Here is a 24,952-nt window from a genome sequence, read left to right as displayed (position 1 = left end):
ATCGCTGGCGCCTCAGAGGTAATGATCCAGTAGCAACGCGATAAACAGCATCATCAGATGATAAATGGAATACTTGAAAGTATTCATCGCCGAGCTGTTGTCCGGATCGTACTTCAGCGCCCATGCGGAGTAGATAAACCCGGCGCTGAGCACACTCGAAGCCGCGAAATAAATCACGCCACTCATTCCCACCAGCACTGGCAACAAACACACCAACGCCAGCAAAAAGGTATACAGCAGAATCGAAGTTTTGGTGTATTCCACCCCATGCGTCACGGGCAGCATCGGAATGTCCGCTTTGGCGTAATCGTCTCTGCGATGAATCGCGAGTGCCCAAAAATGCGGCGGCGTCCAGATAAAGATAATCATCACCAGCAGCCACGCGTTGGCGTGCAGCTCTCCCGTCACAGATGTCCAACCAAGCAGCGGCGGCATCGCGCCAGCCAAGCCAGCAATCACAATATTCTGCGGTGTCGCGCGTTTGAGATACAGCGTGTAGACCACAGCGTAACCAAGCAGGCTGGCAAAGGTCAGCCAAGCAGTTAATCCGTTGACTCCCCAATACAAAATGACAAAGCCGCACGCGCCTAAACTCAAGGCAAACAACATCACGCGGCTGGCCTGAATCTCGCCTGAAGGCAGCGGACGCTTGTAGGTGCGTGCCATCATCGCATCAATGCGTCGGTCAATCAGATGATTAAATGCCGCCGCTGACCCGGCCATCAAACCGATACCTGACAACCCCAAGACTGCCGCTTTGAGTGGCATCAACCCCGGCTGCGCGAGGCACATTCCAACCAGTGCGGTCAGCAGCATCAGAGCGACCACTTTCGGTTTGGTCAGCGTGAGATAAATGTGCCAGCGACTGGAAGCCGATGCGGTATGGACCACCGCAATAGATTTACTCATGAGTCACACTCCTTGTTTGACTGACGGCGAGCGTCTGCGGCCAAAGCAGATAATTGCATTTGAGTACCGATATCAACAGCAACGCGGCGCCGAGGTTGTGCAACACCGCGATCGTCAGCGGCAGGCTCAGCAGTACATTGCCCATGCCAAGCAGTACCTGTACCGACAGAGCGCCGAGCAACATCTTGACGGGTCGGAGATAGCCGAGCGCCCGTAACCTCAAGGCCAGTAATCCCAGCACGGCAATCGTCAGCATGGCGCCAAAGCGATGTGCTACATGGATGGTGAGTCTGGGGCCGTAATCGAGCACGCCAAATTCATAGCTATCGTGGCCATAATGAACCGGCGTAAACGCGGTACGAAAATCAAGATACTGACTCCAGTTACCTTCACACACTGGCAGGCTGCTGCACATCAGCGCCGCATAGTTAGACGACGTCCAGCCGCCGAGCATGATTTGGATAACCACGACCCCGAGTGAAATCATGGCGAGCAGGCGCAGGCTGACCGGCGCTAAGGCGTGGGAAACTGACGTTGATACTACCGCCTTCAGGCGCCAATACAGCAGCCACAAACAGCTCAGCAGGCTGAACCCACCAATGAGATGTCCCATCACCACCAGCGGCAAGAGTTTGAGTGTCACTGTCCACATGCCCAGCAGCGCCTGAAACACCACGATAGCCGCAATCATCAGCGGCAGCGTCATCGGAATGGGCCGATAGCGCAAACACAAATAGGTGATGCTGAACACCACCAGCCCGAGTGTTCCGGCGAAATAACGATGAATCATTTCCGGCCAGGCTTTGTGTGGCTCAACATCAAGATGAGGATAGAGAAACTCGGCTTTTTGCAGCGCGCTGGGCGAGAGCGGCACAGTGTAATGGCCGTAACAACCGGGCCAATCCGGACATCCCAGCCCCGCATCAGATAACCGGGTATACGCGCCGAGCGCGATAACCGCGAGCGTAAGTACGAGACTCAAGCGAACCAGATTCAGCCAACTGACGCTTGGGGTAGAGATTGCGAGACTGTGCGTTTGATTCGACATACCACCCTCCCTGATGTGTTCAGCCGACGCGCGATAACTTGAGCAGCTTACGCAAATCCGCCAGTACGTTGCGGCTCTGCGCGATTTGCTGTGACGCTTCCGGCTCGGCAAAACGCATCACCAACTGACCGAGCGGGTCGACGATCACCACATCCCCACCCTCAACGTGCTGCATAAACAGCGTATTCACCGGAATCTGTTTGAGCACACTGCCACCAAGCGCCGTCATGTCACTTTGATCGCTCACCAGCAGCACTGGCGTGACTCGGCCTTGTTCTTTGCCAAGCGCCGTATGGCTTTGGGCCAGCAAGTAAATCTGCTGCTGACATTCCGCGGCACAATGCGCGGGCACCACATACCCCATTTGCCAACTCACCTGTTCAAGCGGGTTAAATACTCCGAGCGAAGACATAGTGACCCGCGGTTCAATCAGTTGACCTTTGTTGGTCGCACCGGACTGATACCAGTGGTTGGAGAGTACTGCCTGAGCGACCAGCGCGGGCAGCGCAAAGAACAGCGCGATACCGATCAGAATCAAGCGGCCTTTGTTTTTTGATGTCATTGATGCCTCCTTGCTCGCCACACTCTTAAGCCAATAACCAGCGCGATCACGGCCAGAACTGCTGCCATGGTGAACCACTGCAAGGCATAGCCGAAATGCTTCTGCGCGCTCATCACCAGTGGCTGCCAAGGTTGCGGATAGGGCCAGTTTGCCTGCTGTGGCTGAAATGCCAACGGCAGAATCGGCGTACCAAGCCACTGCGACAACTCGTCCATGTTGAGGTTCTGAATCCGGTGCGGATTGCCCGCTTCCAGACCCAATGAGGAGCTCAGTGGATTAGGAGAACGGGCATACAAACGCCCGGTCAGCGTCTGCGGTTCAGAGAGCCAGTCCACTTTCGGTAGCACGCGTCGGTCGTTTCCCGCTGGCACAAAACCGCGTTCAATCAACATCCAGTGCCCATCCTGTTGTTTCGCCAGTTGATAGGCGAGATAGCCCACTTTGCCGTCGAACGTTTGGTTATCGAGCAGGAATGTCGCGTCGGTATGCGGGTCAAACGTCACCGTAACCCGTAACCCGGTAAGCTCGGCCATTGGGTAACGTTCGAGCGCCAACGGCAAACTCAGCGGAGCCATCTGCGCTCGCGCGGCCAGGCTGGCTTCTATACGCTGCTTTTCTTCACCACGCCCCAACTGCCAAAAGCCCAATTTGACCAGCAGCGCAAACACGACCACAGTTAATACAGCACCCACCCAGATTTTGCCCGACCACACACGCCTTGAAGGAGCCGCCATGCTGCCACTGGTTGTAAAAATTGCTTTGGTTTTGCTTTTACTGTTCATCATATTCAATCTGGCCCGCGCACTGATTCGAATGGTGAGTGAACCCAAAGAGGGCGAAGAAGAACGCCCGATGAGCTACTATCTCGGTCGCCGTTTGATGTTCTCGGCATTGGTGGTGATTCTGCTCATTTTCGCTCTCCTGAGTGGCTGGCTACATCCGAATGCCACGCCCTACTAATCTTAAAAATCTTTATAAAACATAAACAAAGACGAACAGACACAGCCAAACCACATCGACAAAATGCCAGTACCAACTGCCGGCCTGAAACGCAAAATGGTCTTTAGGCGTGAAGTGATCTTTGGCGATGCGCGCCAGCAGCACCGTCAGGAATAGGGTGCCGAGACAAACGTGCAACCCGTGAAAGCCCGTCAGCATAAAGAAGGTGTTGCCGTACACGCCCGACTGCAGCGTCAGCCCCATCTCGTGATAAGCATGCAGGTATTCGGTAGCCTGAAAATAGAGGAAACACGCCGCCAGTATGATGGTGATTTCCAGCCACACCACCAGTGCCATCCGTCGGTTGCGCTCTAAACTCAGGTGCGCCATGTGCAGCGTGATGGACGATGTCAGCAGAATAATGGTGTTTTTGAGCGGAATGCCTTCCCAGGGCATAGCCTCGGTCGTAGTGCCGCCCGGCGTAGTCAGTAGTGGCCACACGGCCTCAAACCCCGGCCACAGCACCTCGTGCGTCATCGCATTGTTGCTGGCCCCGCCCAGCCAGGGCACCGCGACCATACGCGCATAAAACAGCGCGCCGAAAAACGCGCCGAAAAACATCACTTCAGAGAAAATAAACCAGCTCATGCCTTGGCGGAACGAACGGGCGATTTGCGCCGAATAAAGCCCGGCAAGCGACTCGCCGATCACATTGCTGAACCAGCCGGAAAGCATGTACAGCAGAACAAAAAATCCAGCAAACAGGATGACTTTGCCAATCACCCCACCCGCGCTATCTGTGCCCACGTGTTGCACGGTGATGCCCGCGCCGACCGCCACCATAAACAGCGCCAGCGCGCCGACGATCGGCCAGCGGCTCTGAGGCGGAACATAGTACGCATTCGGTTTGTCACTCATTGGGTTGCTCCTTGCGAAACAGAGACTCCCGCGTTGGCCAATGCAGGTTGCGGTTCCGCTTTATCCGTAATGTTGTACAGCGTGTATGAAAGTGTGAGAGTGTGGATGGTGTCCGGAATGTCCGGCTCAATATAGAAAATCAACGGCATTTCAGCGTGAGCTTTGGCCATCAGCGGCTGCTGGCTGAAACAGAAACACTCTATTTTGTTGAAGTAAGTCGCACCTTGCCCCGGAGAGACAGACGGTACCGCCTGCCCCACCAAGTCCGAACCCGACAGATTGTCGGCCAGATACGCGGTCTGAATCACCTGCCCGGGATGAACGTCGATGTGTGTCACCTTCGGGGCAAACGTCCACGGCATGTTGTGGCTGATGTGCGCCATAAATTCGACCCGTATGGTACGCGATTCGTCGATCTGCATGCCTTTGGGCTGAATGGCGGCTACCTCATTAGTTTTGCCATTGATGCCCAGCTGTTTGCACATCACGTCATATAGCGGCACCAGCGCGAAACCAAAACCGAACATCAGCACCACCGCCAGCAGCAGCTTAAAGGTCAGTTTACGGTTGGCTTGGCCGGAAGTTGGCTGCGTCATCACTCACCTCCTACTCTTCCACTTTTGGCGGAGTTGAGAAGGTGTGATGAGGCGCGGGGCTCGGTACGGTCCATTCCAAGCCTTCAGCACGTTCCCATGGTTTTGCGGCAGCTGGCTCACCGCCGCGCACACACTTAATCACCAACCACAAGAAAATCAGTTGAGACAAACCAAACGCAAACCCGCCGATGGAAACTATCTGGTTCACATCCGCAAACTGAATCGCATAATCCGGAATTCGGCGCGGCATCCCCGCCAAACCAAGGAAATGCATCGGAAAGAACAACACATTGACCGAAATGACCGAACACCAGAAATGCCAACGACTGAGGCGTTCGTCATACATGTGTCCGGTCCATTTCGGCAGCCAGTAATACGCCGCGGCCATAATCGAGAACACCGCACCGGAAACCAGCACGTAATGAAAATGCGCCACCACAAAATAGGTGTCGTGATACTGGAAATCCGCCGGCACAATCGCCAGCATCAGGCCGGAAAAACCGCCGATGGTGAACAGCACAATGAAGGCGATCGCAAACAGCATCGGCGTTTCAAAGGTTAACGAGCCTCGCCACATGGTCGCGACCCAGTTAAACACTTTCACCCCGGTTGGCACCGCGATCAGCATGGTGCAATACATAAAGAAGATTTCGGCAAACACCGGCATCCCGGTCGTGAACATATGGTGTGCCCACACCAGAAACGACAGAATCGCGATACTGCTGGTCGCGTAGACCATCGAGTGATAACCAAAAAGCTTCTTGCCGCTAAATGCGGGAACGATCGCCGAAATGATACCGAATGACGGCAAAATCATGATGTACACTTCCGGGTGACCAAAGAACCAGAAAATGTGCTGGAACATCACCGGATCGCCGCCCCCCGCCGCGTCGAAAAAGCTGGTGCCGAAGTACTTATCGGTCAGCACCATGGTAACCGCGCCAGCCAACACCGGCATCACCGCGATCAGCAGAAAAGCGGTGATCAGCCACGTCCAGACAAACATCGGCAGCTTAAACCAGGTCATGCCCGGTGCGCGCATATTGACGATCGTCACGATGACGTTGATCGCCCCCATGATGGAACTGATCCCCATAATATGAACAGAGAACACAAACAGTGCAGTGCTATCCGGGCCATAAGTGGTGGAGAGCGGCGCGTAGAAGGTCCAGCCGAAATTGGGCCCGCCCCCTTCGGTAAACAGTGACGACAGCAGAATCAAAAAGGCAAACGGCAGAATCCAGAAACTGAGGTTGTTCATGCGCGGCAACGCCATGTCCGGCGCGCCAATCATCAGCGGGATCATCCAGTTCGCCAAGCCGGTAAAGGCTGGCATCACCGCACCAAAGACCATGATCAATCCGTGCACCGTCGTCATCTGGTTAAAGAATTCCGGTTTCACCAGTTGCAGACCGGGCTGGAACAGTTCGGCACGAATGACCATCGCCATCGCGCCGCCAATCAAAAACATGGTGAAACTGAACCACAGATAAAGGGTACCGATGTCTTTGTGATTGGTGGAATAGAGCCAGCGGGTCAGCCCTTTCGGCGGACCGTGATGTTCGTGTTCATCCAGCGCCAGCGTGCTGTTTGCACGGCTGAGATCCGCATCCGTTACCGGAGCCGATTTGGATTGTTCGGTGGACGGTTTCATTGCCCCTCCTTGCCACTGGCTTGTCCCTGAGTTTTAAACGCATTGATGTCTGACGCTTGCACCGCATCGCCGGTATTGTTGCCCCACGCATTGCGTTCGTAAGTAATGACCGCCGCCAGCTCTTTCTCACTCAGCTGGTTACCAAATGCCTGCATGGCCGTGCCCGAACGGCCATCGACCACTGTTGCGATATGCTGATGCACATCGCCGGTGGTGACCGGGCTGCCTTTCATCGCCGGGAACGCACCCGGAATCCCGAGCCCCGTTGGCTGGTGACACACGGCGCAGCGGTCGAGATACACTTTCTCGCCCAGCGTCATCAGCTCATCCAGCGACATCGAACTTTGCAATGCTTTTTCGGCTTCCTGTTTGGCCAGCGCAACTTCCGCTTTCTTATCGTTCAGCCATTGGTCGTAATCGTCTTCGGCCATCGCCTGTACCACAATCGGCATAAATCCATGCGCCCGGCCACACAGCTCAGCACACTGGCCGCGGTAGACGCCCGGCTCTTCAATCCGGGTCCATGCTTCATTGATAAAGCCGGGAATGCTGTCTTTTTTGACGGCGAAGGCAGGCACCCACCAAGAGTGAATCACATCATCAGAAGTGAGCAGAAAGCGGATTTTACGGTGCACCGGCACCACCAGCGGCTGGTCCACTTCCAACAGGTAGTGCGCGCCTTTAGCTTCAATCCCGTCAATTTGCTTTTGAGACGTGGCAAGCAAACTGTAGAACTCCACGCCCTCATCGAAATAGCTATAGTGCCATTTCCACTGTGAGCCGGTGATTTTGATGGTTAAGTCCGATTGAGACGTGTCTTCCATCGCCACCAGTGTTTTGGTGGCCGGAATGGCCATCGCGACCAGAATGACGATAGGAATGATGGTCCAGATTATTTCAACTTTGGTGCTTTCGTGAAAATGTGCCGCCACCGCACCTTTGGATTTACGATGCTTGAAAATGGCGTAGAACATGGCACCAAACACCACCAGCGCAATCGCAACACAGATGTAGAAAATCAGCATGTGCAGGTGATACACCTTGCCACTGATTTCGGTGACACCGGGTGTCATGTTCAGTGATCGTTCAGCAGAAATCGCTGGGGCCGCAAAACCGATCAGGATCAGATCAGTCCACAGCCACAGATTGGTCACAAATCTTCTCAAGAGAGATCTCCTCTGCTCAGCCGCACGGCATGTGCGTTTCTGGATGGGCTCCGTGTGAACAGCGAATTCGACACAATTTGTTATATTTATGTTAACTAAAGGCTAGTTAGTGTTTTGCGTTTGTTCAAGAAACGAACAATAAAGTCTTGAGGGAGATAAGTGACTGAAAATTTGTCCTAAGATTGGAGTAGGCGAAGACTTGGGCAACCATGCTGCGAAAGCATCAGGCCATAAAAGTTTAGCGATTGCGCCCTCATAATCGAGAATAAATATCACTTACACTAACAACTCAATGAACAAAATAAGGTGACAACCATGATGCAACAAGTCACGCAATGGTTAGCGAAAGATCCCGATCCAAGAACCCGCGAAGAGCTTCAGGCGCTGATTGATGCGCAGAATCTTGACGAGCTGCAGGAGCGATTCAAATCCCGACTGGAATTCGGTACCGCTGGCCTGCGTGGAAAAGTCGGCTGTGGCCCAAATCGAATGAACCGCTTGGTGATTCAGGAAACCGCAGCTGGACTCGGAGAATACCTCATCAAACAAGTCGACAATGCCAAAATGCGTGGTGTGGTGATTGGCTATGATGGTCGCCCGGATTCGCAACAATTTGCCCACGACACAGCAGCCGTGCTGACATCACTAGGCATTAAAGTTTATCTGACCTACAAAGTCGCCCCGACCCCAGTCGTGGCATTTGGCGTAAAACACTTCAATGCAGCGGCGGCCGTCGTGGTGACTGCCAGTCACAACCCACCGGAATACAACGGCTTTAAAGTGTACTGGGAAAACGGCGCGCAAATCATTCCACCGCACGATTCCGGTATCGCTGGCGAAATCGATCTGGCCGCTCAGCGCGCGGTGCCGTTGATGTCTTTGGATGACGCCCATCAGGTCGGTCTGCTGGAATGGCTGGACGACGCCTACTACCAGACTTACCGCAAAACCATTGACAGCAGCCCGCTGCTGAACAATCACACTAACCCACAAGCTGTTACCATCGCTTACACCGCAATGCATGGCGTCGGTGCTGAAATGGCCGAGACGCTGCTACACGATGCAGGCTTTAAAAATCTGCTGAGCGTGAAAGAACAACGCGAGCCGGATGGCACCTTTCCGACCGTGAACTTCCCCAACCCGGAAGAAGCCGGCGCGATGGACATGGTGATTGCGCTCGCCGACTCTATCGACGCTGAACTGGCGTGCGCCAACGACCCGGATGCCGACCGCTTTGCCGTGGCCGTACGCAAACCTGATGGCCGCTATCAGATGCTGACCGGCGATCAGGTCGGAACGCTGTTTGGTCATTACTTGCTGAGCAAAACCAACGCCAGCAAACAATTGGTGGGCAACACCATCGTGTCATCGAGCCTGCTGGGCAAAATCGCAGCGGCGCATGGGGCGAAGTATTATCAGACTCTCACGGGCTTTAAGTGGCTGACCAACATCGCCATGCAACAGCAAAGCGAGCAACATCAATTCCTGTTCGCCTACGAAGAAGCGCTGGGTTACACCGTAGGTAACGCGGTGTGGGATAAAGACGGCCTGTCGGCGATGGTGGCTTTTGCCCAGCTTGCGGCCGAGTTGTACGATCAAGGCAAAACCATCTGGGATCAGCTGGAAGCCATCTACCGTCAACACGGTTTGTACGTCACGGCGCAGCGCAGCATCGCGCTCGACCCTGCGGCACCACCTGTCGGTGATCGCCTGCGCAATGAACCGCCGCACGAAATTGCTGGCAAGGCCATCATCAGCACCGATGATCTGAAGCATTCAGTACGCCGCTTTAAAGATGGCACGACAGAAAGCATCGACCTACCAAGCAGTGACGTGCTGATTTATCACCTTGATGGCGGCGCACGTGTGATTGTTCGCCCATCCGGTACGGAGCCAAAACTGAAGTGTTACTACGAGGTGGTGGGCAGCTTTGCTCACAACGAAAGCTTCGAAAGTGCCCAGGAGCGTGCCGATGAACAGATGGCGCTGCTAATCAGCGAGCACCAGACCAGCCTGCAAGGTCATTAATCATGCGAAAAGCCCCGCCGAAGCGGGGGCTTTTTATTGCAATGAATTCGCGCTTAACCAGTGAACTTACACCAGTTCAGCCAGCATGCTTTCATCGTATGCTTTGACTGCCTGACCATCACGCACCAGCGACACGTAATCCGGGTTGGCAATGAACGCACGGCCGATCGCCAGCAGTTCAAACAGACCTTGTTCAATCGCCTGAGCGCCAGTTTGTGCAGTAAAGCCACCCACCGCCATCAGCGTTTTCGAGTAATGCTGACGCATGTATTCCGACACTTTACCGCCGAGATAATCAAACTCCATGCTGTCGTCAAACATACCTTCGTGCAGGTAAGCCAATTCGCGTTGTTCCAGCTCGGCCAGCAGATAGTCAAATACCGCGCGGTCACGTGGATCCGGACTGATGTGCGCATACGCACCCGGTGACAGACGTAAACCGGTGCGATAACCGCCGATGCGTTCAATGATGGCATCAATCACCGCCAGCGGGAAACGCGCCATATTTTCCGGCGTTTGACCAAATTCATCATCACGCAGGTTGGTGTCGTAGTGCAGGAACTGATCCAGCAGGTAACCGTTCGCGCCGTGGATTTCGACGCCGTCAAATCCGGCCACAATCGCGTTTTCTGCCGCGACGGCGTAGTCTTCAATCAGTTGGGCAATCTCTTCTTTCGTTGCCGCTTTTGGCACGGTGTAAGTCAGATCGCGACGACGCGGTACCGTTCCTTCAAACGCGACCGCTGAAGGTGCCAATACGTATTCACCATCAAAAAATGCCGGATGCGCAACACGGCCAGTGTGCCACAGCTGAGCGAAAATCTTACCGCCACGTTCGTGCACTGCCGCAGTCACTTTCTTCCAGCCTTCCACTTGTTCAGCCGAAAACAGACCCGGTGTGCTTGGGTAACCCTGACCGTCCGGGCGAATAATCGTCGCCTCAGAGATAATCAGGCCAGCATCGGCGCGGCGCGCATAGTATGCCGCCATTTCATCAGTTGGAACCAGACCTTCGCCCGCCATACAACGGGTCAGAGGTGCCATCACAATACGGTTGTCCAGAGTGATCTGGTCATTCAGTCGGTAAGGTTGAAACAGTAAATCGGTCATCGCAATGTCCTTGCTTTTAGTCAATACGCTTATGCTAGATCAAACTTGAACGATCATTCAAGATATATTTTGAATGATCGTTCAAGAATTTTTGTCAGCGCAGAGAAATCGGAGTAGAATCGCAGCAAGATAATTGAGTTAGAGAAGCGATGTGCGCGTAGCCGAATTTGACAGAGAGCAGGTATTGCGCTCTGCGATGTACGAATTTATGTCGAAGGGATTCAACAAAACCAGCATGCAGGACCTGAAAAAAGCCACCGGTCTGCACCCTGGTTCGATTTACTGTGCCTTTGAGAATAAACGCGGCTTACTGCTGGCAGCGCTGGAACATTACGCCTGCGAGCGCACCGAGGAATTCAACGCCATCTTTGCCGCACAACCGACCGTGATGGAAGGGTTGAAAAGCTACTTTTGCATGGTGGTGGACGAGTGTGCACGCGAAGAGATCAAGGATTGTTTGCTGCAAAAGGCCCTGAGTGAGTTGTCCCAGCAGGATGACGAAGTAGAGCAAGTGATTCGCGACACACTGAATATCTGGAAGCTTGGTTTGCTGGCGCAGCTCAATCAGGCGCAGCAGCGCGGCGAAATCGCCCCGGATGCGGATTGTGATTTTCTGGCAGAGTATCTGGTGATGGGTATTTACGGCCTGCGCTCATTTGCCCACACCAAGCCGAAGAAAGAGCTGCTGTGCAAAATGTCCGATCAGTTGCTCTCGACCATTCAGGCATAACTTCAAGCATCCATTCAGACACGACAAAGGCACCCTTCGGTGCCTTTGTCGTTTTGATTTCGATGGTGTGGAATTAGCGCAGCAAGTCGCTCAGCATCCACAACGCCAGCACAAAGAAAATCAACCCCATCAGCTTGTGCTGATAAGTACGGAACTTCTCATTATCGAGCAGAGACTGACCAAATACTCCCACCGCCCCAACCAGCAGCAGGTTAAACAGCAAGCCACACACATTGAGCAGCAGTCCCAGTGCCAGCATTTGTTCTCCCGACGTCGCGGCAATATTGCCTGAAACAAACTGCGGCAAAAACATCACAAAGAACACCAGAGCTTTCGGATTGAGCAGATTGCTCACCAGCGCACGCTGATAAAAGGTGCTCGCCATCGTCTGGCTGCCCTCCAGTTCCGGTGCCTGCGCCGCATTGGCACGCATGCAATCAAAACCCATTTTGAGCAGGTAAGCTCCGCCGAGCAGATGCAGGATCTGCAGCGCCACCGGGCTCATGGCAATCAGTGCCGATACGCCCAGCGCGGCCAACATGGTGAGGATAATACCGGAGGTCGCATTGCCCAGGCTGGCAAACACCCCTACTTTTCGTCCGTAGCTGAGACTCGAACTGGCGATCAGCAACATATCCGGCCCCGGCAGCAGCAACAAGGCCACCACCGCAGTGAGATAGACCGGCAAAACAGCAAAGTCGATCATAGTAAATATTTTATAGGAATCAGGAAGCGGCGAATTTTATATCAACAACATCGACCAATCCAATACCATCATCCAACTAATTAAAGGTAATTGGTTAATGATTTCATATTTAATCACATGAGCAATTTTGTACAAAAAACGCGGTACGGTTTGAAGTAGACTGAACAGCCGTCGTGCAAAGAGTGGATTATGGATAAACAACGCGCCCCAAAATCAAAGGAAAGTGCCAAGTTTCAGGTGGCCGACGAACTCGGCGGCATTGAGCTGCTTGATGCCCAATACGAAACACAGAACTTTTCCCGTCACAGCCACGAAGGGTATACCGTGGGTGTGATTGAGCGCGGCGCACAACGTTTCTACCGCACAGGCGGCAACCATGTTGCCCCGCAAGACAGCATCATTCTGGTCAACGCCGACGAAGTTCACACCGGCCATTCAGCGGTCGAAGGCGGCTGGGCCTACAAAGCCATGTACCCGTTACCCGAGCAGTTTCAGGCTATCTCGCGCGAACTGGGCGATGGTGGTTACGGCACTCCCTACTTTCCCGAAGCCGTGGTTTACGATCCGGAACTCGCCAATCAATTTCGCCTGGTGTTTGATACGCTTGAGAAATCCGACAATCGCCTGTTGCGTGAAACGCTGGTGTACGCCAGCCTGGTCAAGCTGATGGCGCGTCACGGCAAAACGCCGCCGAAGCCGGTCGAGATGTCTAAAGCGCAGCAGCAACTGACTCTGGTTAAAGAGTTTCTGGATGATTTTCCGCAGGCGGATGTCTCGTTAGAGGAACTGGCAAAACTGGCGGGGATCAGCCCGTTTCATCTGGTGCGGGCGTTTCAAAAACAGTTTGGCTTTCCACCACACGCTTACCAGATTCAGGCTCGCCTGCGTTACGCACGCACGCTGCTCAAAGCAGGCCACTCGATTTCCGATACCGCGCAGGAATGCGGCTTTCACGATCAAAGCCATCTGCACCGTCACTTCAAAAAGGCAATGGGCATTACCCCTAAACAATACGTTCAGCATTGAACCGCCTGCCCGGTTGAAGTGAGCAACTTTGTACAAGTAATTGCCCCGCGGCTGTGATGTGATGAATCTTGCCCGCTCGCATCCCAGTAGCGGCGACGCACTGTATCTTTAAGCCAGTTGCGTATAAAGTCAGCATTCACTATCAGGACGATTTCATGAGTAGTACCGTTTTGTCTCAACATTCTCACACCGAATCCAAATCCCGCCTGTTCTGGCAGGGAACCGTCGCCATGCTGCCCCTCAGCGTGGCTGTTTTGCCCTGGGGGCTGCTGGCTGGGTCATTCGCGATTGATGCCGGCCTCAACCCGTTTGAAAGTCAGGCACTGTCAGCCATTTTGTTTGCCGGATCGGCGCAACTGGTTGCGACCGGCATGATCAAAGCGGGCGCAGGTTTGATGACGATGCTGATCACGACCCTGTTTATTACCTCGCGCCATTTTCTCTACAGTGTGTCGATGCGCAGCAAAATCAGTCCACTGCCGACACGCTGGCGTTTAGCGTTGGGCTTTCTGTTAACCGATGAGCTGTTTGCGCTGTGCGGTCAGCAAAGTGAACAGCAATTCAATCGCTGGTATGCACTGGGAGCGGGGCTGAGCTTCTATCTGATCTGGAACCTCGCGACTCTGGTCGGCATTATCGCTGGTAGCTACATTCCGGCGCTGAACGAACTCGGGTTGGAATTTGCGGTTGCCGCCACCTTTATCGCCATTGTGGTGCCAAACATTAAGAGTTTGCCGGTGGTGGTGTCGGTGATGGTGGCGCTGCTGTTGTCCGTTGGCCTGACGGTGCTCCGTGTGGATGGCAGCCTGATGATTGCCAGTGTCGGAGCCATGCTGGCAGGCTACGCGACTGAGCAACTGCAAGGAGGTCAGGCATGATCATGTTATCGATTCTGGCCATGACGGCACTGGTGTTCATGAGCCGTTATCTGTTTCTAGAACCTAAACTGCCATTGCGCCTGAGCCCGGGTTTACAACGGTTGCTCAGTTATTCCGGCCCAGCAGTACTGACCGCTATCTGGGCTCCCATTGTGTTTACGCATGAAAAATCGCTGTGGCTGGAAAGCACCAACCCTTACATCTGGGCCGCGTTGTTGGCAGGTTTGTTGGCGTGGCGAACCAAGAACGTACTGCTGACCACCGTGGTCAGTATGGCGGTGTTTTTGCTGCTGAACTTGGTGGTCTTCAGCGCCTAACATTGGCTGGATTGCAAAAGAAAAAAGGCTAGCCTATTCGGCTAGCCATTCAATTTCGAGTAAGGTTTGTTCGCCGCATTTCAGGCGGCCGAGGAACACATCACCCGCGTGCACAACCCCAACACCCTGCGGCGTGCCCGTCATGACGATATCACCGTCAAACAGCGTGGTATACGATTGCAGCTCTTGCAGAATCATTGCTGGTTTGAACATCATCTGTGAAACACCGCCACACTGCACACGCACGCAGTTGATGAACAGCTCAAGCGACAACTGTTCAATATCGAGACCAGCGAGCGACACAAAGCGGCTGAAGACCGCAGAACCATCAAACGCCTTGGCGCGCTCCCAAGGCAACTGCTTTTGTTTGAGTTGCGATTGCAGTTCGCGCTTGGTCAGATCCAATCCGAGTCCGACACCCACATACTGGCCGTTTTCAACCACGAAGCAGATTTCTGTTTCGTAATGCAGTGGCTCTTCATGAAAGGCTCGCAGCGTACTGGAAATACTGCTGTTGGGTTTGTTGAATACCACCATCTGATCCGGGATGGTATTATTCAGCTCTTTGACGTGTTCCACATAGTTGCGTCCGACGCATAAAATTTTGGACGGGCTCACTGCTTGCTCTTCGAAACGAACCGCCTTCATATCTCTTCCTTGAATGATGATTGAGCGCAAAGTGTACCGTATCCCACTCAATCGCCAACAAAATTAGCGCGCGCGATGTCAAAATTCTGATCCTTGGCAAACTCTTATCCGTTGAGTTTACCAATCACCTTTTCACACAACTGTTTGAGCGTCACCAGTTCTTCGATATCGAGGTCGAACTTGCACACCATCGACTTCGGTACTGCCAAAGCCTGTTCGCGCAAAGCCGTTCCCTGCTCTGTCAGGCACAACTCGCGTGCACGCTCATCGGTCAGACTGCGACGACGCTCCACCAGCCCTTTACCTTCCAGACGTTTGAGCAGCGGCGTCAATGTGCCGGAATCCAAATGCAGTTTTTCACCCAACGTTTTCACGCTGATGGCGTTTTGCTGCCACAGCACCATCATCACCAGATATTGCGGATAAGTCAGATCCAGCGTTTCCAGCAACGGGCGATAAGCGCGCACCACCGCGTTCGCCGCACTGTAAAGCGGAAAACACAGCTGGTTGTCGAGCAGTAACAGCTCGTCATCACTGACAGGAAAAGGGTTCTGGGAAGAAACACAACGACTCATCTTCATAACTCACAATTAAATTGTGCACAATATACTTGCATTCCATCTCAAGATCGATTTAATATTGCCAACAATTAGATTGTACACAACTTAATTTTACACAATATACATTCCCAAAGGAGCAACATCATGAGTACGCTATACACAACAAAAGCAACCGCACTGGCTGGCCGTAACGGTAAAGTTTCAACGGATGACGGACTACTGTCACTGGAACTAAGCTATCCAAAAGAGATGGGCGGTACTGGCGCCGCCACTAACCCGGAACAACTGTTCGCTGCGGGTTACTCGGCTTGCTTTTCAAACGCAATTCTGCACGTAGCACGTGAAGCGAAAGTAGCACTGAAATCAGCCCCGGTTACCGCTGAAGTCGGTATTGGTCCGAACGCTAACGGCGGCTTTGCCCTGACGGTGAATCTGGAAGCGACGCTGGATCTGCCAGAAGCGCAAGCAGTTGAGCTGGTGAAAACGGCGCATCAGGTGTGTCCTTATTCAAACGCAACGCGCGGCAACATCGCCGTGGGTGTGATTGCCAATGGTGTAAAAATCGCCTAATTCGCTCTGTATTTGTACAAAAGCCCGCCAATCGGCGGGCTTTTCATTTTTCTTCAATAAAAACAAAACCTAAACGTAACAATCCAGAAATCAAACCGTCATTTAAAAAACCTACCTTACTCTCAACCAAACGATAGAGCATCGAAGCTCGTAAACTATGAATAAGGTAATAACAATGAAACAAGCAGCAGTAGCAACCGCGATTTTCGCAGCACTAGTTTCTGGCTCAGCAATGGCGGCAACTGTTTATAAAGCAGATGGTACAGAACTTAAAGTTGGCGGCCGAGCTGAAGCTCGCTTCAACGTATCAGACAACAACGAATCTGACGCAACGGCAACAGAGTCAGGTTCAACGAAATTTAAAGACAAGTCACGTGCTCGCGTAAACCTTGTGGGTAAATCTCAGTTTTCTGACAACCTGTACGGCTTTGGTAAATACGAAGCTGAATTCGATGGCGACGAAAACCTGACTAACCGTTACTTCTTCGCGGGTGTGGGTACTTCTATCGGTGAATTCTCATACGGTAAACAAGATTCAGCTCAGGTTATGCTGACTGATTTGACAGATACCATGGCAACGTTCGGTGCAGATGCTGCTGACATCGTAACGGGCAACAAAGACAAACGTCAGAACAACTTCCTGTACACCGGTAAATTCGATTCTCTGACCGTGAAAGCCAACTACCTGGCAGCGGATGAGAAAGAGCTGAACGGCGACGAAAACAGCAGCTACGGCGTAGCAGCAATGTATAACTTCGGCATGTTCACTCTGGGTGCGGGCTATGTTGGTCAGGACAACGATGACAAACAGTACAACCTGGCAGCAGAAGTTAAACCAATCGACACGCTGACTCTGGCTGCTCTGTTTGCTCAAGGTCAGAAGAGCGACGACGATTACATCGCTTACGAGCTGTCTGCAAAATTCAAAGCGACGAAGCAACTGGATGTGATTGGTGTGTACAACTACCAAGAAAACCAAGATGCTGATACTGACGGCGAAACAGCAAACAACTTCGCCATCGAAGCTGTGTACAAGTTCGACGCTCACATCCGCACTTACGCAGGTTACAAGTTTGAACAGTTGAACGACAAAGACGACCAACTACAAGCTGGTATCCGCTACGATTTCTAATCGGCTCTCGATACTCCCAAGGATACTTACTGTCCTTTTGGCCAAGCATTCGCTTGGCCTTTTTTGTTTTTGATTCACGCCATTCTCATCCGCTTAGAATTTTTATTGTGATTTCTATCACACCCCATTTACTTAGCGTGCTAACTAAATTATATTACTTAGCACGCTAAGTATTTAGGGAAGCATCATGATTCAAGACATCAACAGCCTTTACGAGCTGACTCTGGCAGAAAAACTCGCCCGCGTTTCGCGTTTGTGGAAGATGGTGGCTGACCGCGAGCTGGCTCCTTTGGGCCTGACACATCCTCGCTGGACCGCACTGTGGAAACTGCAACGCCTTGGCGACAACATCAGCCAGAAACATCTTGCCGAAGCGCTGGAGATAGAACTGGCGTCATTGATGCGCACGCTCAACCAACTCGAAGAGCAATCACTCATCACCAGACACTGCTGTGCCAGCGATAAGCGCGCACGTATTGTCAGCCTGACCGAACAAGGCCGCATCATGATCAAGCAAATGGAGACGCGTATTCTTCAGGTTCGTCGCCAACTGCTTATTCACATCAATGATGAAGAGCTGCTCAAACTCGGTCAGATTCTGGAGCAGATTGCCAACAATGCCCTCGAATCACTTAGCGAAAAGTCAGATAACCTTTAATTAAGAGAAATAAACTCCCATGACACCCGATCAGAAATTCGCACGCTGGATCAAATACTCCAGCTTCGTGTTTGTCTTCGTCTTTGCTTATTTTCTCGTTGCCGACCTTGCGATGCCGCTCACACCGCAAGCCATGGCGACCCGTGTGGTCACCAAAGTGTCACCACGCGTTAGCGGACAAATTTCAGAGATTTACGTCAAGAACAACCAGACCGTGCACAAGGGCGACGTTCTGTTCCAGATCGATCCGGCGCCGTATCAGCTGGCGGTAGAACAAGCTCAGCTCAACTTAGAGCGCACGATGCAAAGTAACGATCAGCTGGATGCGTCAATTGTTGCCGCACAGGCCGACGTGACCGCAGCGGTGATCGTTTCCGACCAGAAAACCCGCGAATACAACCGTTTAAATACCCTATTTAATCGCAACGGCACCTCGCAACAGCTACGTGATGATGCGCAAAGTTCCGCCACCGCCGCGAAAGCCAATCTGGCGGCCGCACGCGCTCGCCTGAAAGAGCTTCAGGTTAGCCGTGGCAACACTGACGATTCAAACGTCAGCGTTCGTGTTGCTCAGAACCAACTCGACCAAGCCAAACTGAATCTGTCTTACACCAAAGTGATGGCAGAAAATGATGGCGTGGTGACCAACCTGCAACTCGAAGCCGGTACTTACGCGGCGGCGGGTAGCCCGCTGATCGCTCTGGTAGATAACCAGGTGGATGTGATTGCCGATTTCCGCGAGAAGAGCCTGCGCCATCTGAGCACCGACAGCGATGCGCTGATCGCGTTTGACAGTAAACCGGGTCAGGTATTTGAGGCGCGTGTAAGCAGTGTCGATGCCGGAGTGAGCTCCGGTCAGTTTGATGCCAACGGCCTGCTGGCGTCACCGACCTCTTCAACTCGCTGGGTACGTGACGCACAGCGTATGCGTCTGCATCTGGCGCTGAGCGATGAACAGCTGCAAAAACTGCCAGCGGGCGCACGTGCGACCGTTCAGTTGCTGCCGGAAAACAGCGTGTTTAATCTGCTGGCGAAAATCCAGATCCGTTTCCTGAGTGCTCTGCACTACATCTACTAAGCAGGTGATGGCATGAGACTATGGGACCATCCGTTGTCGGAGAACGATCTCCGGCAATGTCTGCGTATCGCCACAGGTGCCACACTGGGTTTCACCTTTAATAAGTTGATGGGGTGGAACTACGGGGTGTTCTACACCGTCACGCCGATGCTGCTGCTCGGTATGGTGCCGGTAATGAGCGCCCACGCGGCACGCCAGTTGCTGGCTTCTGCTGTGGTATGTGGTTTGGAAGTGGGAATTCTGGGCGGCTACTTCGGTACGCATCCGGGCATGATGACCATCATCGCCTTCTTTCTGTTTCTGTATAAGTTTGCCTGTATGTCAAAAGGCAGCCTATTTCTGTTCGGTGCCAACAGCATCATCAGTCTCAGTATTATGCTGCACTTTGCCAGTTACCCGACCACCGACCTCAACGACCTGATTTTTGGCAATATTTTTGCCACCGTCTTGTCGGTGATGATTGCCTATCTGGTGACGTTTGTGATGCCGGATGCCGAGCCTCGTCAGCCGCCACCGCGTCCGACGACGCCCAAGCAGTCGCACCGTATGCGTCACGAGGCGTTAATGGGCGCGACCATCACCACGTTGTCGTTTGTCGTATTTCAGGTGTTTGATTTGAGCGATTCCCTCTCGGCGCAAGCCACCACCATTCTGCTGCTGTTTCCGATGCACTGGAACGGCGCAATGGGATACGCACGCAAACGCGGTATGGGGACGATTCTCGGTGTGACGTTTGGTCTGGCCGGGCAGCTGCTGTTATACGATTGGTCTGACTTACTGTTGTTTGTGGTGCCACTGCTGTGGATTGGCGCCATGGTATTCAGCTACATGCACGTGAAAGAATCCAGCGGCTCTGGCGCCGGATTTGGCGGCCTGACGACGCTGGGCATTTTGTTTGGTCAGTACCTCAGTCCGGGCGGCGATCTGGTCTACAGCGCACTGTACCGGGTCAGCAGTATTTTCTTTGCCATTGTGGTCACGCTGATGATCACCTATCTGGTCCATCGCATCCTTAACAGCTTCGAATCAACCCGATTCGGGCCGATTGAAGGTTAAGTAACACCCCCATGACGCTCTGTGGCAAAAATCGCAGAGCGTCATATCTCCCTCTTCAGCCTTGTGCTATCGTCTGCGCAAACCAATAGATGACTCACAAGGAAATCAGTCAGTCATGATGCATTCCCTGCACAGCTTCGTTGAAGCGGGCGTTCGTTACACGCCGTACACCTTTTCTGTCCCGTTGGATTATCAGCAACCTGAGGGCGAAACCCTCACGGTATTTGCCCGCGCCGTGACATCGGCCAGCGGCAATGATGAACACAAACCCTGGCTGGTCTATTTTCAGGGCGGTCCGGGCTTTCCGGCGCCGCGCGCCAGTGCCAGCAGCGGCTGGATGAAACGCGCGCTGCAGCAGTTCCGAGTGCTGTTATTGGATCAGCGTGGCACCGGTCAAAGCAGCGTGGTTAACCACCAGACACTGGCAGGCAAAACGCCGCAACAGCAAGCGGAATATCTGAGCCACTTTCGCGCCGACAACATCGTACGCGACGCCGAGTTCATCCGTCAGCAATGGGGCGTTGAACGCTGGGCGATACTTGGCCAGAGCTTTGGTGGTTTTTGTTCGCTGACCTATCTGTCGCTGTTCCCTGAGAGCCTGCTACGCAGCTATATCACGGGCGGCGTACCATCATTGTCACGTCAACCGGATGACGTCTACCGCGCCACCTTCCAGCGCACTCTGGACAAAAACGCCGCGTTCTTTGCTCAGTTTCCTCAAGCGCAGGCGATGTGTCAGCGCATTGCCGATCACTTGCTGGCTAACGACGTTCGCCTGCCAAACGGCCAGCGTTTTACCGTTGAGCAGTTCCAACAGATCGGTATTCATTTCGGTATGAGTGATGCGTTTATGCCGACCTACTTCACGCTGGAAAATGCGTTTATCGACGTCGATGGCAAAGAGACTCTACGCTACGAATTTTTGCAGCACATGATGATGGACCAAGGGTTTCAGACCAACCCTATCTACGCGATTCTGCACGAAGCCATTTATTGTCAGGGCTTTGCCTCACAGTGGTCGGCGCATCGCATGCGTGATGCCTTCCCGGAGTTCCATTACCAGTCAGGGCAACCGTTCCTGTTTACCGGCGAGATGGTGTTTCCGTGGATGTTTGATCTCTACACCAATCTGCTGCCACTGAAAGACGCTGCGCAATTGCTGGCGGATAAAGCGGACTGGGGTCAGTTGTACGATGCCGGCGTGTTGGCGCGCAACACCGTTCCGGTCAGCTGCGCGGTGTACGCCGACGACATGTTTGTCGAAATGGACATCAGCCGTGAAACGCTCAAGCAGATCCCAAACAGCAAAGCGTGGATCACCAACCAGTATGAACACAACGGTTTGCGTGCCGATGGCGAACACATTCTCAACACACTGATCGCCATGGGTGAGCAGACGGCGGCGAATCTTGGCCAACCACTGCTGTAACGCCGTTTGAGCTTTCAATGAGCAGGCTTCGGCCTGCTTTTTTACCTCTGCCTACCGCCCGGACTCGCCATTTCCGGCAGTGTAATCTTTTTAGTGATTGACCAAAATTCAGCACTGCTTCACAGTAGCTTTTCCAGACACAACAAGGATTCGTCATGCCTGTCGCCAGTTTTCTTCAACTGCTCGGATTGGCCGCCATTTGGGGTGGGTCATTTCTGTTTTTACGTATTGCCGCACACAGCTTCGGCCCGGCCTACCTGATTGAAGCCCGAGTCGGATTTGCCGCTCTGAGCCTGCTGCTGATTGGCCTGTATCTGAAAAAATCACTGCCATTTCGCCAGCACTGGCAACACTTTATGATTCTCGGCCTGTTCAACAGCGCACTGCCGTTTCTGCTGTTCGCTTATGCGGCGCAAACACTGAACGTGTCTACTTTATCTATTCTCAATTCCACCGCGCCGATTTGGGGTGCGGTCATTGGTTATGTGTGGCACAAAACGCCGCTCAGCCCGAAAGCCATCGCGGGTCTGCTGATTGGTGTCGCGGGTGTGTCCGTGATTGTCGGCCTCGACCATTCGCTGATCGGCACTGATGCGGGATTGCCGATTGTGGCGGCGACCATGGCTGCATTCTGTTATGGCATTGCGACCAACTACACCAAAAACGCGCCGGCGATCTCGTCGTTTGATAACTCGCACGGCAGCATGTGGGCGGCTTCGCTGTGGGTGCTGCCTTTATTGCCATTCATCCCAATGCGCGAAGCGCCCAGCGGAACAGAAGTGCTTTCCGTGCTGGCGCTCGGCATCATCTGTACCGGCCTGGCTTATCTGCTCTATTTTCGACTGGTGAAAGAGATCGGGCCGTCGCCGACTTTGTCCGTGACTTTTTTGATCCCGGTGTTCGGTATTTTGTGGGGCTATCTGGTGCTTGGCGAAACCATTGGGCTTAACACGGTACTCGGCACTGCACTGGTACTGACGGGCACCATGATGGTGACCAACTTTTCGCCGCTCGCATTACTCAGAGCGCGAAAACAAGCAGCATCAATATAAGACAGCGCGGGGCCAATTGGCCCCGTTTTTTATGGTAGCGGTTTGAAGCGCTGGCGAAATTCACGCGGCGTCATCTGCTTGTATTTGAGAAACAGCCGGTTGAAGTTGGCCTGATTGGTAAATCCGGCCTGCTGTGCCACCAGCGATACCGGAAAATCGGTGCGAATCAACAGAGAGCAGGCTTTGCCGATGCGAACCTGGGTGATGTAGCGATTGACCCCCTGCCCCATAAGGCGTTTAAAAAAGCGGGTGAGTGTGCTTTCGCTCATCCCCACATCCTGCGCCAGTTCGCTCAGCGCCAGTGGCTGAGTATAGTGAGCGTGAATACGCTCCAGCAGTTGTGACAACAGACGCTGCTCTCGCCCGTGGGTTTCAGCCAAGCTGGCACCGCCCTCAACACCCAACGTCTTTGGTTGTTCACACTCCACCAACGAGGTCAGAATACTCAGCAACAACGTTGAGCGCCGCGCCGGAGCGGCGACGTCCAACTGCTCAAACATTGGCAGCAACGAGGCTGCAAAGACGTTTGGAAAGGCCACACCGTGGCGAGCCTGCTTAAACAGCGTATCGAGCGGACTAAATTCCGGAAACGAACGCAGCAAGTTATCGACCCACGCTTGGTCAAACCATAACACATACACTTTTTGTGGCCGCGTCGGGTCCAAGTGATGTTGTGATTGCCAGGTATGCGGAATATTCGGTCCCACTAGCGTCAGATCCGCATGATGATAATCGCTGATATTGTCGCCGATATAGCGCTCGCCAGCGCTGTTGAGCGTTAGGGTCAACTCATATTCGGGGTGAAAATGCCACTCAAACGGAATGGTCTCCAGTTCCCGAATCAGTAATCGCCAGGAACTGTCGTCCCGGTATTCCACTTTTTCAAACTGCGCACGCATGGTTTTCTACAATACTGACTTCATCATTACTTTATTTTGATGGAATAGTATTATTTTTTGCCAAGATTGCATCACCCATTTAGCGGCAAATGGCCAGAATGTGATCAGGCGAAATCGTGTGTGCTCCTGATATTTCACCCCCACCCCGAAATTCCATACACGGTTTCGCTTTTTAAGCCTTTCACAGCCCTGCCCGACGCTTCTCGGATCCATAATTGCTCGCTTCGGAATTAACATCACAGCAACAATATGCATAAAGAGTCATAATTCATCACTTTGCTCAATCAAACTGGAATTCTGGGTTGCATGACGTTATGGAATGATTCGCGGCGCGCGGTGTGCATGACACTGCTGGGAGCCACTGCGCTGAGTGGTTGCTCGGTCACACCAACCGGCCCGATTGCCAGTTACAGCGACAATGCCCGTCAGGTCAGCCAGCAGATTGATGGCCTGATCAGCGATTACAACGCCTCTGCGCGTAATGAAGTGCTGGCCAACTTAACCACCAGCCCTAACAAAGTCACCAAGCAATCGCTGCAAACCGCCGCGCAAGCGGGCCTTGGCAACCTTGATGGCAACGCCTTGTATCAGGCAAATCAGGCATTGCTGACCTATTCGCAGGCGTTGTATCAGTTAAGTACTACCGCCTCCAATCAGGAGATGGCTCGCGCCGGAGTCAAACTGGCGGATGCGTTATCTGATCTCGACCATGCGTATCAAAAGTGGGGGAAGGCATCCGTCATCAGTGATGAACAGGCCGCACGCTCGAGTCGCATCATCAGTGAAGCGTTCGCGGTTTACACCGACCGTCAGCGTGCCAAAGCCATTCGCGATCTGGTCATGGCCGCAGACCCGCTGGTGCAGTCTCTCAGCCGCCACGTCGCAGAACAGATATTGCGCCAGGATTTCAGCCAGCGGCTGGAAGTGGCGAAAAATATTGAGCTCAGCCTTTATCTCACTGCGGTCAATAACACCACGCGTCAGGATCTGTTACTGCGGCGTCAGGCCGTCGAACAAAGTTATCAGCGCTATTCAGCGATGCTGGCCAGTTTGGCTGCGGTAGAAAGCAGTGCCCGCGCGTTGCATGAAATGGCCAGTGCGCACCATGTGATTGCCAGTGAAGTACAGGCTGGTCGCTTTGATTCCAGTCGGATTATTGATGCTGTCCAACATCTGAAACGCACACACAAATTGTTCTCATCGGTGGAAGATATGGTCAACACTTGTTTAAGCCAGGTCATCATTGACCAGAACGGCGCTCGCTGTCCTAAGTAAGGAGGGAA

At 53.2% G+C, this 24,952-nt stretch carries 27 protein-coding genes; 14 read left to right on the top strand and 13 right to left on the bottom strand.

Annotated features, from left to right (window positions below; genetic code table 11):
- Positions 1–12: 12 nt before the first annotated feature.
- Genes cyoE through JIG40_RS07785 form a run of 4 tightly spaced genes read right to left on the bottom strand, consistent with a single transcriptional unit; the run spans position 13 to position 3,253 of the window.
- Entirely contained in the window at positions 13–909 is an 897-nt protein-coding gene (gene cyoE, locus JIG40_RS07800; protein ID WP_199465086.1) for a heme o synthase, read from the bottom strand.
- A complete protein-coding gene (locus JIG40_RS07795; protein WP_199465085.1) occupies positions 902–1,957 on the bottom strand; it encodes a COX15/CtaA family protein in 1,056 nt (351 codons plus the stop codon). The genes cyoE and JIG40_RS07795 overlap by 8 nt, the downstream gene beginning before the upstream one ends.
- Positions 1,958–1,976: 19 nt before the next feature.
- Complete coding sequence (locus JIG40_RS07790; protein WP_047459542.1) at positions 1,977–2,519, bottom strand: hypothetical protein; 543 nt, start codon at positions 2,517–2,519, stop codon at positions 1,977–1,979.
- Entirely contained in the window at positions 2,516–3,253 is a 738-nt protein-coding gene (locus JIG40_RS07785) for an SURF1 family protein (RefSeq protein ID WP_244662648.1), read from the bottom strand. The genes JIG40_RS07790 and JIG40_RS07785 overlap by 4 nt, the downstream gene beginning before the upstream one ends.
- Between JIG40_RS07785 and JIG40_RS07780 the strand changes: the two genes are divergently transcribed.
- Positions 3,252–3,479 (top strand): DUF2909 family protein, encoded by a 228-nt coding sequence (locus tag JIG40_RS07780; RefSeq protein ID WP_020328834.1) that lies wholly within the window; start codon positions 3,252–3,254, stop codon positions 3,477–3,479. The two genes, JIG40_RS07785 and JIG40_RS07780, sit on opposite strands and share 2 nt — an antisense overlap.
- A 12-nt stretch (positions 3,480–3,491) precedes the next feature.
- Here JIG40_RS07780 and JIG40_RS07775 read toward each other — a convergent pair whose 3' ends face one another.
- Genes JIG40_RS07775 through coxB form a run of 4 tightly spaced genes read right to left on the bottom strand, consistent with a single transcriptional unit; the run spans position 3,492 to position 7,792 of the window.
- Positions 3,492–4,376, bottom strand: coding sequence for a cytochrome c oxidase subunit 3 (locus tag JIG40_RS07775; protein ID WP_199465084.1), 885 nt, complete (start codon positions 4,374–4,376; stop codon positions 3,492–3,494).
- A complete protein-coding gene (locus JIG40_RS07770) occupies positions 4,373–4,972 on the bottom strand; it encodes a cytochrome c oxidase assembly protein (protein WP_020328832.1) in 600 nt (199 codons plus the stop codon). The genes JIG40_RS07775 and JIG40_RS07770 overlap by 4 nt, the downstream gene beginning before the upstream one ends.
- 10 nt (positions 4,973–4,982) lie before the next feature.
- Positions 4,983–6,626, bottom strand: a complete 1,644-nt coding sequence (gene ctaD, locus JIG40_RS07765; RefSeq protein ID WP_024374876.1) for a cytochrome c oxidase subunit I — start codon at positions 6,624–6,626, stop codon at positions 4,983–4,985.
- On the bottom strand, positions 6,623–7,792 hold the full coding sequence (gene coxB, locus JIG40_RS07760; protein ID WP_020328830.1) for a cytochrome c oxidase subunit II: 1,170 nt from the start codon (positions 7,790–7,792) through the stop codon (positions 6,623–6,625). Before coxB ends, ctaD begins: the two co-directional genes overlap by 4 nt.
- A gap of 315 nt (positions 7,793–8,107) precedes the next feature.
- On the opposite strand from coxB, the gene JIG40_RS07755 reads away from it, so the two are divergent.
- Positions 8,108–9,820 carry a phospho-sugar mutase gene (locus JIG40_RS07755; protein ID WP_154183029.1) on the top strand — a complete coding sequence of 571 codons (1,713 nt, stop codon included), beginning with the start codon at positions 8,108–8,110 and terminating at the stop codon, positions 9,818–9,820.
- 66 nt (positions 9,821–9,886) lie between these two features.
- Here JIG40_RS07755 and JIG40_RS07750 read toward each other — a convergent pair whose 3' ends face one another.
- On the bottom strand, positions 9,887–10,930 hold the full coding sequence (locus tag JIG40_RS07750) for an alkene reductase (RefSeq protein ID WP_104964999.1): 1,044 nt from the start codon (positions 10,928–10,930) through the stop codon (positions 9,887–9,889).
- 151 nt (positions 10,931–11,081) lie between these two features.
- Here JIG40_RS07750 and JIG40_RS07745 point away from each other — a divergent pair, with 151 nt between their 5' ends.
- Entirely contained in the window at positions 11,082–11,660 is a 579-nt protein-coding gene (locus JIG40_RS07745) for a TetR/AcrR family transcriptional regulator (RefSeq protein ID WP_020429517.1), read from the top strand.
- A gap of 73 nt (positions 11,661–11,733) precedes the next feature.
- On the opposite strand, the gene JIG40_RS07740 is transcribed toward JIG40_RS07745, so the two are convergent.
- Positions 11,734–12,366 (bottom strand): LysE family translocator, encoded by a 633-nt coding sequence (locus JIG40_RS07740; RefSeq protein WP_061055331.1) that lies wholly within the window; start codon positions 12,364–12,366, stop codon positions 11,734–11,736.
- A 189-nt stretch (positions 12,367–12,555) separates the two neighbouring features.
- Here JIG40_RS07740 and JIG40_RS07735 point away from each other — a divergent pair, with 189 nt between their 5' ends.
- From JIG40_RS07735 to JIG40_RS07725, 3 genes are all read left to right on the top strand, one after another.
- Positions 12,556–13,392, top strand: a complete 837-nt coding sequence (locus JIG40_RS07735; RefSeq protein WP_199465083.1) for an AraC family transcriptional regulator — start codon at positions 12,556–12,558, stop codon at positions 13,390–13,392.
- A 155-nt stretch (positions 13,393–13,547) separates the two neighbouring features.
- Entirely contained in the window at positions 13,548–14,270 is a 723-nt protein-coding gene (locus tag JIG40_RS07730) for an AzlC family ABC transporter permease (protein WP_199465082.1), read from the top strand.
- On the top strand, positions 14,267–14,587 hold the full coding sequence (locus JIG40_RS07725; RefSeq protein ID WP_020328822.1) for an AzlD domain-containing protein: 321 nt from the start codon (positions 14,267–14,269) through the stop codon (positions 14,585–14,587). The genes JIG40_RS07730 and JIG40_RS07725 overlap by 4 nt, the downstream gene beginning before the upstream one ends.
- 33 nt (positions 14,588–14,620) lie before the next feature.
- On the opposite strand, the gene JIG40_RS07720 is transcribed toward JIG40_RS07725, so the two are convergent.
- Both JIG40_RS07720 and JIG40_RS07715 read right to left on the bottom strand, forming a co-directional pair.
- Positions 14,621–15,235: a fumarylacetoacetate hydrolase family protein gene (locus tag JIG40_RS07720; RefSeq protein WP_199465081.1), complete on the bottom strand. Its 615-nt coding sequence runs from the start codon at positions 15,233–15,235 to the stop codon at positions 14,621–14,623.
- Positions 15,236–15,339: 104 nt separating this feature from the next.
- Positions 15,340–15,810 (bottom strand): MarR family transcriptional regulator, encoded by a 471-nt coding sequence (locus JIG40_RS07715; protein WP_024374884.1) that lies wholly within the window; start codon positions 15,808–15,810, stop codon positions 15,340–15,342.
- Between the two features lie 129 nt (positions 15,811–15,939).
- Here JIG40_RS07715 and JIG40_RS07710 point away from each other — a divergent pair, with 129 nt between their 5' ends.
- The 7 genes from JIG40_RS07710 to JIG40_RS07680 all read left to right on the top strand — a co-directional run bounded on the left by JIG40_RS07710 (position 15,940) and on the right by JIG40_RS07680 (position 22,770).
- On the top strand, positions 15,940–16,365 hold the full coding sequence (locus JIG40_RS07710) for an organic hydroperoxide resistance protein (protein ID WP_032080874.1): 426 nt from the start codon (positions 15,940–15,942) through the stop codon (positions 16,363–16,365).
- 175 nt (positions 16,366–16,540) lie between these two features.
- Positions 16,541–17,497: a porin gene (locus JIG40_RS07705; RefSeq protein WP_020328818.1), complete on the top strand. Its 957-nt coding sequence runs from the start codon at positions 16,541–16,543 to the stop codon at positions 17,495–17,497.
- Positions 17,498–17,684: 187 nt separating this feature from the next.
- Entirely contained in the window at positions 17,685–18,155 is a 471-nt protein-coding gene (gene slyA / locus JIG40_RS07700) for a transcriptional regulator SlyA (RefSeq protein WP_020328817.1), read from the top strand.
- 19 nt (positions 18,156–18,174) lie between these two features.
- Positions 18,175–19,233 (top strand): HlyD family secretion protein, encoded by a 1,059-nt coding sequence (locus tag JIG40_RS07695; protein WP_020429523.1) that lies wholly within the window; start codon positions 18,175–18,177, stop codon positions 19,231–19,233.
- 12 nt (positions 19,234–19,245) lie between these two features.
- Positions 19,246–20,289, top strand: a complete 1,044-nt coding sequence (locus tag JIG40_RS07690; protein ID WP_044367317.1) for a DUF2955 domain-containing protein — start codon at positions 19,246–19,248, stop codon at positions 20,287–20,289.
- A 115-nt stretch (positions 20,290–20,404) separates the two neighbouring features.
- Positions 20,405–21,718: an alpha/beta fold hydrolase gene (locus JIG40_RS07685; protein ID WP_199465080.1), complete on the top strand. Its 1,314-nt coding sequence runs from the start codon at positions 20,405–20,407 to the stop codon at positions 21,716–21,718.
- 155 nt (positions 21,719–21,873) lie between these two features.
- Entirely contained in the window at positions 21,874–22,770 is an 897-nt protein-coding gene (locus JIG40_RS07680; protein ID WP_061055327.1) for a DMT family transporter, read from the top strand.
- Positions 22,771–22,799: 29 nt separating this feature from the next.
- Here JIG40_RS07680 and JIG40_RS07675 read toward each other — a convergent pair whose 3' ends face one another.
- Complete coding sequence (locus tag JIG40_RS07675) at positions 22,800–23,669, bottom strand: AraC family transcriptional regulator (RefSeq protein ID WP_020328812.1); 870 nt, start codon at positions 23,667–23,669, stop codon at positions 22,800–22,802.
- 306 nt (positions 23,670–23,975) lie between these two features.
- Here JIG40_RS07675 and JIG40_RS07670 point away from each other — a divergent pair, with 306 nt between their 5' ends.
- Positions 23,976–24,944 (top strand): hypothetical protein, encoded by a 969-nt coding sequence (locus JIG40_RS07670; protein WP_199465079.1) that lies wholly within the window; start codon positions 23,976–23,978, stop codon positions 24,942–24,944.
- Positions 24,945–24,952: the final 8 nt, after the last annotated feature.

This window comes from Vibrio sp. bablab_jr001 (genome assembly GCF_016464285.1).
GTDB classification, from domain to species: Bacteria; Pseudomonadota; Gammaproteobacteria; order Enterobacterales; family Vibrionaceae; genus Vibrio; species Vibrio fluvialis.
Note: the sequence above shows the minus strand (reverse complement) of the source record. Positions and strands in the feature narration are given on the sequence as shown.